The sequence below is a fragment of the Porphyromonas sp. oral taxon 278 str. W7784 genome (assembly GCF_000467855.2).
Lineage (GTDB): Bacteria > Bacteroidota > Bacteroidia > Bacteroidales > Porphyromonadaceae > Porphyromonas.
The window spans coordinates 1-8,760 of record NZ_KI259235.1; the positions used below are offsets into that span (position 1 = coordinate 1).

General features: G+C 56.6%; 6 protein-coding genes. All 6 read right to left on the reverse strand.

Annotated features, from left to right (window positions below; all coding sequences use genetic code 11):
- On the reverse strand, positions 1-1,621 hold a 1,621-nt coding region (dnaK, locus tag HMPREF1556_RS04470; protein ID WP_021667102.1), incomplete at its 3' end, for a molecular chaperone DnaK.
- Positions 1,622-2,145: 524 nt separating this feature from the next.
- The gene (locus tag HMPREF1556_RS04475; RefSeq protein WP_021667105.1) at positions 2,146-2,739 is read right to left on the reverse strand and encodes a hypothetical protein; all 594 of its coding nucleotides are present in this window, start codon (positions 2,737-2,739) and stop codon (positions 2,146-2,148) included.
- A 77-nt stretch (positions 2,740-2,816) separates the two neighbouring features.
- Entirely contained in the window at positions 2,817-5,249 is a 2,433-nt protein-coding gene (locus HMPREF1556_RS04480) for an aspartate kinase (RefSeq protein ID WP_021667106.1), read from the reverse strand.
- A complete protein-coding gene (locus HMPREF1556_RS04485; RefSeq protein WP_021667107.1) occupies positions 5,246-6,199 on the reverse strand; it encodes an alpha/beta fold hydrolase in 954 nt (317 codons plus the stop codon). Before HMPREF1556_RS04485 ends, HMPREF1556_RS04480 begins: the two co-directional genes overlap by 4 nt.
- A 1-nt stretch (position 6,200) precedes the next feature.
- Complete coding sequence (locus HMPREF1556_RS04490; RefSeq protein ID WP_021667108.1) at positions 6,201-7,475, reverse strand: O-acetylhomoserine aminocarboxypropyltransferase/cysteine synthase family protein; 1,275 nt, start codon at positions 7,473-7,475, stop codon at positions 6,201-6,203.
- Positions 7,476-8,525: 1,050 nt separating this feature from the next.
- On the reverse strand, positions 8,526-8,760 hold a 235-nt coding region (locus tag HMPREF1556_RS08825; RefSeq protein ID WP_021667111.1), incomplete at its 5' end, for a hypothetical protein.

Genomic DNA, 8,760 nt, shown 5'->3' on the forward strand with positions numbered 1-8,760 from the left:
TTTCCGTCTGGAAGATCAGGCTATCGGCATGGTTGAGCTTAGAGATACGTTCGGTCTCCTTCTTGTCGGCTTCAGCGTTGGCTGCAGCCTCGTCCTTCATACGCTGGATCTCAGCATCTGAGAGACCGCTGGAGGCTTCGATACGGATCTTCTGCTGCTTGCCCGTAGCCTTGTCCAGAGCGGTAACATTGAGGATACCGTTGGCGTCGATATCGAAGGTCACTTCGATCTGAGGCGTCTGACGAGGAGCGGGAGCTACCTCGAGCTTGAAGCGCCCGATGCTCTTGTTGTCCTTAGCCAGCGAACGCTCGCCCTGTAGGACGTGGATCTCTACTTCGGGCTGATTGTCTACAGCCGTGGTGAAGATCTCACTCTTCTTGGTAGGGATCGTCGTGTTCGCATCGATCAGGCGAGTCATCACACCACCCATCGTCTCGATACCGAGGGAGAGAGGAGTGACGTCGAGCAGAAGGACATCCTTGATCTCACCAGTGAGTACCCCCCCCTGGATAGCAGCACCTACGGCGACGACTTCGTCAGGGTTGACTCCCTTAGAAGGGGCCTTACCGAAGATCTTCTCTACGATGGCCTGGATAGCAGGGATACGTGTAGAGCCCCCGACGAGGATGACTTCGTCGATATCGCTACGTGAGAGACCTGCATCACGAAGAGCCGTCTCACAGGGAGCGACACAAGCCTGGATCAGGCGGTCAGCCAGCTGCTCGAACTTAGCACGAGTCAGCGTGCGTACCAGGTGCTTGGGGATACCACCCACGGGCATGATGTAGGGGAGGTTGATCTCCGTAGAGGTCGTGCTAGAGAGCTCGATCTTAGCCTTCTCAGCAGCCTCCTTGAGACGCTGCATGGCCATAGGATCCTGGCGGAGGTCTACACCTTCATCGGCCTTGAATTCGTCAGCGAGCCAGTCGATGATCACGTGGTCGAAGTCATCACCACCGAGGTGCGTATCCCCGTTGGTCGAGCGAACTTCGAAGACACCATCCCCGAGCTCGAGGATCGAGATATCGAACGTACCACCACCCAGGTCGAAGACGGCGATCTTCATATCCTTGTCACTCTTGTCTAGGCCGTAGGCGAGCGAAGCAGCGGTAGGTTCGTTGACGATACGACGGACATTGAGCCCGGCGATCTCACCAGCTTCCTTGGTAGCCTGACGCTGAGCGTCGTTGAAGTAGGCAGGTACCGTGATGACAGCATCCGTGACTTCGGCGCCGAGGTAGTCCTCAGCGGTCTTCTTCATCTTCTGCAGGATGATCGCAGAGATTTCCTGAGGAGTATAGAGGCGGCCGTCGATGTCGACACGAGGCGTGTCGTTGTCGCCACGGACTACGCTGTAGGGTACACGAGTTATTTCGTCCTTGACCTGTTCGAAGGTCTCACCCATGAAGCGCTTGATCGAGTAGATCGTCTTCGTGGGGTTGGTGATAGCTTGACGCTTGGCAGGATCCCCTACCTTACGTTCGCCGCCGTCGATGAAGGCGACGACAGAGGGAGTCGTACGCTTACCTTCGCTGTTAGCGATGACGATAGGTTCGTTCCCTTCGAGTACAGAGACACAAGAGTTTGTTGTCCCGAGGTCTATTCCAATGATCTTTCCCATAATATTCTATTGTTGCTTTTATATTTTACTTGACTATGTTTTGCGAGCGTTTGCCTTCGAGCTTCCTGTCCAGGCTCCCCGCTTGTCCGACCCTCTAGAGGGAGGAGCAAGGGGCGATGCCTATCGAGGATCTAACAACTTACACTCACGCCTTACTTAGGGCAAAGCGTGTGCCAAGAAAAGCCCGTACTCCAAGTCGGACAAATTGTCAGAGGGAGCAATGCAGGGCCTGTCAGACAGCCCTGGATTTTTGCGCCCCATTTCCCTAGATTTTACTACTTCTCCCACACCCCTCCCAAAGGCCGATATCCAGCGGGATCGGAGGGGGTCGACGAAGAGGGGCAAAAACGACCTACGGTAGGTCGCCAAAGAAACCTACTGTAGGTCGTGAAGACGATCCACGGTAGGTCGCAAGAGCGACCTACCGTGGATCCCAAATGGAGGGATCAAATAGATAGCACAAACCCCAGCGTCGGAGACTGACACTCCGTCCGCTGGGGTTAGTAAATCCGAAGCCTTAGGTCTTAGAGCTCGAGCTCCAGACCGATCTGTAGCTCCTCTGGAGCAAAGCGAAGGCCGAAGCCCGTGGTGCCGATCCCCGCCTCTTCGCCACCAGCGAAGCGATCACGCACGCCGATGAAGCCGAGACGTAGGCAGAGGCAGAGGCCCTTCGTCAGGTCGACGCAAGCGCCAGGACGGAGGCCGACTTCCCAGCCCTTCACACCCGAAGAGGCACTTACACCGAAGCCTCCATCCAGATAGAGATTGAAGGGCTCACGATGCATATAGTAGTAGCGCACGAAGGGACGTAGCGCCCAGAGGCTCTCTTTGTCACTGCCCTTCTTCTCGAGTTCGTAGCTACCTACGACCCCGAGCCCCCAGTCGTCATTGAAGAGGTAGGCTACCTCGGGAGCAAGCTGGAGATTGGTGGTCTTAGCCTTATTGTCCTGCCAGTAGGAGACGAGACCTCCGAAGACCCAGCGGGCGCCGTGCTCGTCCTTGGGCGAGGAGTGATCCACGTGGGGGAAGTACTGCTGTGCCACTAGAGGGCTAGCCAGAAGTAGGAGAAGTAGGGTGAGCAGCTGACGTCTCTTAGTGCGTATCGCTTGATAGAACATTGTTGAATTGGTTAGAGTGGAACATTCAATACGAACACTACAAAGATAGGGAAAGCACCCGTGCAACGCCAATATTTCTAACTCTCGTACCCCTCGGCCAATCTCAGGACATCGCCGAAGACTCCTCGGGCCGTAACGCTCGCTCCAGCACCTGCCCCTTGGATCACGATGGGCTGACTGCCGTAGCTCTCCGTATAGATCTCGAAGCAACTATCTGCTCCGCTCACCCGCCCAAGAGGCGACGAGCTAGAGACGGCACGTAGCCCCGCCGTGAGCGTGGCTTCCTGCCGTACATCGTCCCAGATGATATCGCCCACATAGCGTAGGACTTCATCGGAGTTGAGCGCCTGACGGCGTCGCTCGATCTCGACCTCTAGTTCGCCGAAGCGCTCCCAGAAGTCCTGGAGCGAAAGACTGCGAAGTGACTCGGGTACGGGGTTCTCCCAGCTGACGTCCGAGAGCTCGGCGGGCACATCTAGTTCACGCACGAGGATGAGTACCTTGCGCACCACATCTTCGCCACTCAGGTCCTCACGGGGATCTGGTTCGGTGAGGCCGAGACGTGCAGACTCCTCGACGATCGAACGGAAGGAGCGCTCGGGCTCTTGGCTCAGACGATTGAAGATATAGCTGAGGCTTCCGGAGAAAAGTCCATGGATGCGGGTGATCCGCTCACCGGAGAGATGCAGGAGCTTGAGATTATCAATCAGAGGGAGTCCCGCCCCGACATTCGTCTCGTAGCGATAGCTCCGGCGGTGGCGCTGTAGGGTACTTCTCAGGTGAGCATAGTCGGCGTAGGGGGCGATATTCGCCTTCTTGTTCGAGGAGACGATATCGAAGCCGTTGCTGGCGTAGAGCGGGTAGCTCGAGGCGATCGCCACAGAGGAAGTGTTGTCGACGAGGATCATATTCTCCAGCGCATGACGCTGTCCGTAGGCGATGAGTGTCTCGGCCAGATCCCCCGTGAAGGGAGCCTGCTGGAGCTCCTCCTCCCACTGCTCTCCTACCCCCGTCGGAGCTAGGAGAAGTTGTCTCGAATTAGCAATAGCAAAGATGCGCAGGTCTATGTGCTTCTGCTCCCGGAGTAGCTCCCTCTGCTGGATGATCTGCCCGATGAGTGCCCCGCCGACCGTGCCGTGTCCGATGATCGCTAGATGGATGCGCTTGGGGCGCTCGAATAGCTCTCCGTGGATAACCTTCAGCGCCTTGACGCACTCCTCTTCACCCTTGACCAAGAGGCAAAGGGTATTCTCAGGCACCGAGTTACTCAGGAGGATCGGGAGGATGCGGTTGCGCACCAGAGCTCGGTAAGGACGGTCGAACTCCACAAGGTTGAGCCCGATGATCGCCACGACAGCGAGCCCCTTCTCGGCGTAGATCTTCGTCGTGAGTCCCTCGTGTAGATCCTGCTTGAATTCCTCGTGCAGTGCCGTCACTGCTCGGTCGGCATCACCCTCGTCGACGACGATGGCCGTCCCTCGCTCGGTAGAGCCCTGAGCGACCATGCTCACACTGACATGAGCGCTCTCGAAGGCTCGGAAGATACGTGCGTCGATCCCCGGACGACCGAGCATATTGCGCCCTTCGAAGTGAATGAGCGCCTTGCCCGTAAGCGAAGCAAGCGCCCGCACCACACGGTCACGAGGATGAGCCGTGACTAGCGTACCGTTATGCTCCTCGCCGTAGCTGAAGGTATTGAGCACCCGAAGGGGAATGCCCCGCTCCTCCAGAGGTTCGATGGTCTTGATATGGAGGATGTCGGCACCGAACTGCGACAGTTCAGCGGCGTCGGCATAGGAGAGTTCGTCGATCTTGCGTGCTTCGGGGACCAGGGTAGGATTGGCGGTATAGATCCCGTCGACATGGGTGAAGTTCTCCATGATCGACGCTCCGAGGAAGTTCGCCAGAAGGGCAGCGCTGTAGTTACTTCCATTGCGCCCAAGCGTCGTGCGCTCCCCTGCTTCGGAGCGGGCGATGAAGCCTGTGACGATGGGGATCGTACCCGAGGGAAGCCTAGAGAAGAGCGCCTGACAGCGCTCCCGAGAGACCTCGGTAAAGACCGAGGCAGAGCCGAAGTGATCATCCGTCACGAGGAAGTCTCCCGAGTCGATCGCCACTGCCGAATAGCCCCGTGACCTGAGGGCCTCTGCGACGTACTTCGACGAGAGGATTTCCCCGTAGCTCACGAGTGCATCCTCTAGACGAGGACTGCATTCTCTCAAGAGGGAGATACCTGTGAGCAGGCGATCAAGCTCCCTCTGCTCCTCCTCGAAGCTCAGCGATAGTCCTTCGCCCTGATGTGCCCAGAAGCAAGCCAGATCTTCATCGAAGGCTTCCCCCCTACGAGCCCGCTCTACGAGGGCTAGAAGAGCGTCGGTGCTCTTCCCTCGAGCAGAGACCACGACCACGGGGGCATCCCCTTGCTCATAGCTGTCGATGATGATGTCGAGCACCGTGGCTATACCGAGGCCATTGTCAAGGGATTTCCCTCCGAACTTTAAGACTTTCATATACGTGTGGGGAAGTAAGGTAGGATGATTCGATTCAGTTGCTCATACTCCATCAGGAAGGCATCATGCCCGTGGATGGAGTGAATGGTCTCAAGCGTCACACCGTCTCTCTGGGCAGAGAGCGCCTGGTAGGTAGCTTCGGCTCGGTCATGGGTGAAGAGTAGGTCACTATCGATCGACACCATATGGATCTCCGAGGTGATACGTGCCAGCTCTTCGGCTTCCTCACAGACTGCAATCGAGTAGGTCAGATGGGTCATGACCTGATAGGCCGAGAGCTTGAAGCGACCCTGCAGTGCATCACCGTGATAGAGAAGCCAGCTCTCCACATCGTACTGCCCTGCCGTCCCCTGACGTGTACTCGTGAAGCGGGCGTTGAGCGACTGCGGGGTGCGGTAGCACGACATGGCATGGATACGGGCATCCCTTAGTGGTTCGGAGGAATTCCTCAGGATCTGCTTCTGGATCAAGGTCTGAGTCAGAAGCCAGTCCGACGCCCTGTAGTCGCAGGCGATGGGGAAGATCTTCTCCGCCAACTCGGGCTGTAGATAAGCCATCTGCCAGGTGAGAGCTCCCCCCATAGAGGCACCGATGATCGCATAGACTCGGGTGAGGCCGAGGCGCTCCAGACCTAGGATGAAGAGCCGAGCGACGTCCTTCAGAGTGAAGCGCTCAGGGTCTGAGGCTTCCCGCCCGTCGTAGCCATTGCCTGGGATGTTGAAGGCTAGGATCGTATAGCTCTCGGGCGATATAGCTCCCTCCTCGCTGATGAGCTTGCTCCACCAGCCTCGCTCCCCTGTGACGGTAGAGTTCCCCGTGAGGGCATGGTTCACGACTATCACAGGCGCTGAGCCCAGAGGAGGCCCTGCCGCCTCATAGCTCAGCGCAAAGTGATCGTACTGCTCGCCTGCCTCGGAGACGAAGTCGTCGATGAAGATATCCCTAAGCATCCTAGCGTGTAGCTTCGAGAATAGCCTGCTCGATGTCTGCCTTCAGATCCTCGATATCCTCGAGACCGATGGAGAGACGTACGAGGTCGGGAGTCACGCCGGCTGATACCTGTTGCTCAGGGCTGAGCTGACGATGCGTCGTACTGCTGGGGTGGATGACCAGCGACTTCGTATCCCCGAGGTTAGCAACGATACGGAAGAGCTTAGTATGGTCGGCGAAGCTCTTAGCTGCCTCATATCCACCCTTCAGACCGAAGGTGATGATACAGCCAAAGCCTCCGTCAAGGTAGCGCTTGCAGATCTCGTGGTGCTCATCCTGCTCCAGCCCCGGGTAGTGTACCCACTCGACAGCGGGATGTTGCTGGAGCCAACGGGCGATCTCCAGCGCACTCTGCGAAGACTGCTTGATACGCAGGGAGAGTGTCTCCAGCCCTTGGATGATGAGGAAGCTATTCGTAGGGCTAAGGCAAGCACCGATGTCACGAAGCCCTTCTACACGAGCTCGGACGATGAAGGCGGCTGGGCCGAAGGTCTCGCTGTAGCGCAGACCATGATACCCTGGGCTGGGCTCGGTGAAGTCGGGAAACTTCCCATTGGTCCAATCGAACTTCCCCGAGTCGACGACAGCACCACCCATCGCAGTACCATTGCCCGAGAAGTACTTCGTCAGCGAATAGATCACGATATCTGCTCCGTGATCGATCGGACGGCAGAGGATAGGCGTCAGGGTATTGTCCACCACGAGAGGCAGGCCGTGTGCATGGGCCACATCCGCCACCGCAGCGATATCGACGAAGTCAAGCTTAGGGTTGCCCAGCGTCTCGGTGTACACGAGCTTCGTATTGGGCTGGATCGCTGCTTCGAAGGCCTTAGGATCGTGTGCATCGACGAAGGTCGTCGTGATCCCGAGGCGGGGAAGGGTGACGCTCAAGAGATTGTACGTACCCCCATAGACGCTCGACGAAGCCACGATATGATCGCCCGTACGTAGCAGAGTGAAGATCGTCGTAGCCACAGCGCTCATGCCACTAGCCGTAGCGATCGCTCCGACCCCACCGTCGAGGGCGGCCAGGCGTTGCTCCAGCACATCGGTCGTGGGATTATTAAGGCGGGTGTAGAGATAAGCGGGTATCTGAAGGTCAAAGACCCCGACGGCGTGGTCACAGCTATCGAAGGCGAAGGCATTAGCCTGATAGAGGGGCACAGCGGTCGATCCGTTGTTAGCAGAAGGCTCAAAACCAGCGTGAAGGACTTGGGTGGTTACGTTTGTACTCATGAGGCGTAAGTTGTGTTAGGGGGTGTGAAAGAATGGGGTGAAGCAAAAAGCACTGAGCCCGCTGCAATCGGGGGACTGCAGCGGGCTCATCATATCTATTAGTACCGACCAAGCGACGAATTACAGATACGAGTGACCCGATGCAGACATCATCTGCATCATCATCATCGTCATCATGTTCGTCGTACACTTCATCTTAGGCGAATACTATTTGTTGCTATTTTTCACAAAGGTAAACAAAAGTATAGAATCTGCAAGAAGCGCCCAAGAAAGCAGCCCCCACCTTCAGCCCAAGGCGAAGGAAGAGCCTCGCACTACACTGCCCGTAGGCTCAGTCCCATCGCAGAATCCCCCTCCCTCTATTTTTCCATCCGCCCCTCGGAACGAGAGGCGTGAGAAGGGCTACCGATTCTCTTCTTACACCTCAGATCTAGCGACGAAGCTCATCCCAAAGTATGCCCTCCACCCCTCAGGTGTAATCTCTAGGGTACCCAAGCTCCAGAGGGATAAAATCCGAAGTACCTCAAAGGAAAAATCCCGAGCAGATCCCTCACGAACGACACCCCCAAATTGAGCTCATTCCGAGCATCAAATTCAAGGCATTTCTCTCCTTCCCAAACACCCACCCTTTCCACGGGTGAAAGCCCCTACCTTCAGAAGGGCTAAAAAACGACCTACGGTAGGTCGCCGAAAAAGCCTACAGTAGGTTTTGATGACGACCCACAGTAGGTCGCATCGACGACCTACCCGTTTTTGCCCCCTCCCCTTGTCCTCCTTCTTTGCCCTCAAAAGAGACCCTTATAATATAATGTACAGTGCCCCGAAGGCGAGCCCCCTTGATAACGTCTTTCTCCCTAGCCTCCTCCTTCAAACCCCGATGGAAATGGAAGAGGCTACTGATAGCGGATGGAGAAAAGGCTAAGAGACGTAGAAGTGCATTGTACCCTAGAGTCTAGTTTAGCGCCCTAGCCTGAAGGGGTGGATAGCAACAGAAAGGAAAAGGGACAGACAGGGAGCAAGGAAAAACATCCCCCTCCTACTCCCCTACCCCTAGCATAGAAGCTCTAAGGGAAGTCGGAAATGAAGGAGAGGAGGAAAAGAGAGGGTAAGGTGCCTCCCACACCCGGTAAAACGAAGCGGGGCGGTGACCAGTAATTGCTGGTCACCGCCTCCTGCTAAGTGATTGGGCTCAAATCCCTGGCTCATCGTGCTGAGATCATGCTGCTCATGGGATTCCTTTGTGTTGGTCTTTACTATAAAAAGAAGGGCGGTAATAGCTATGCTA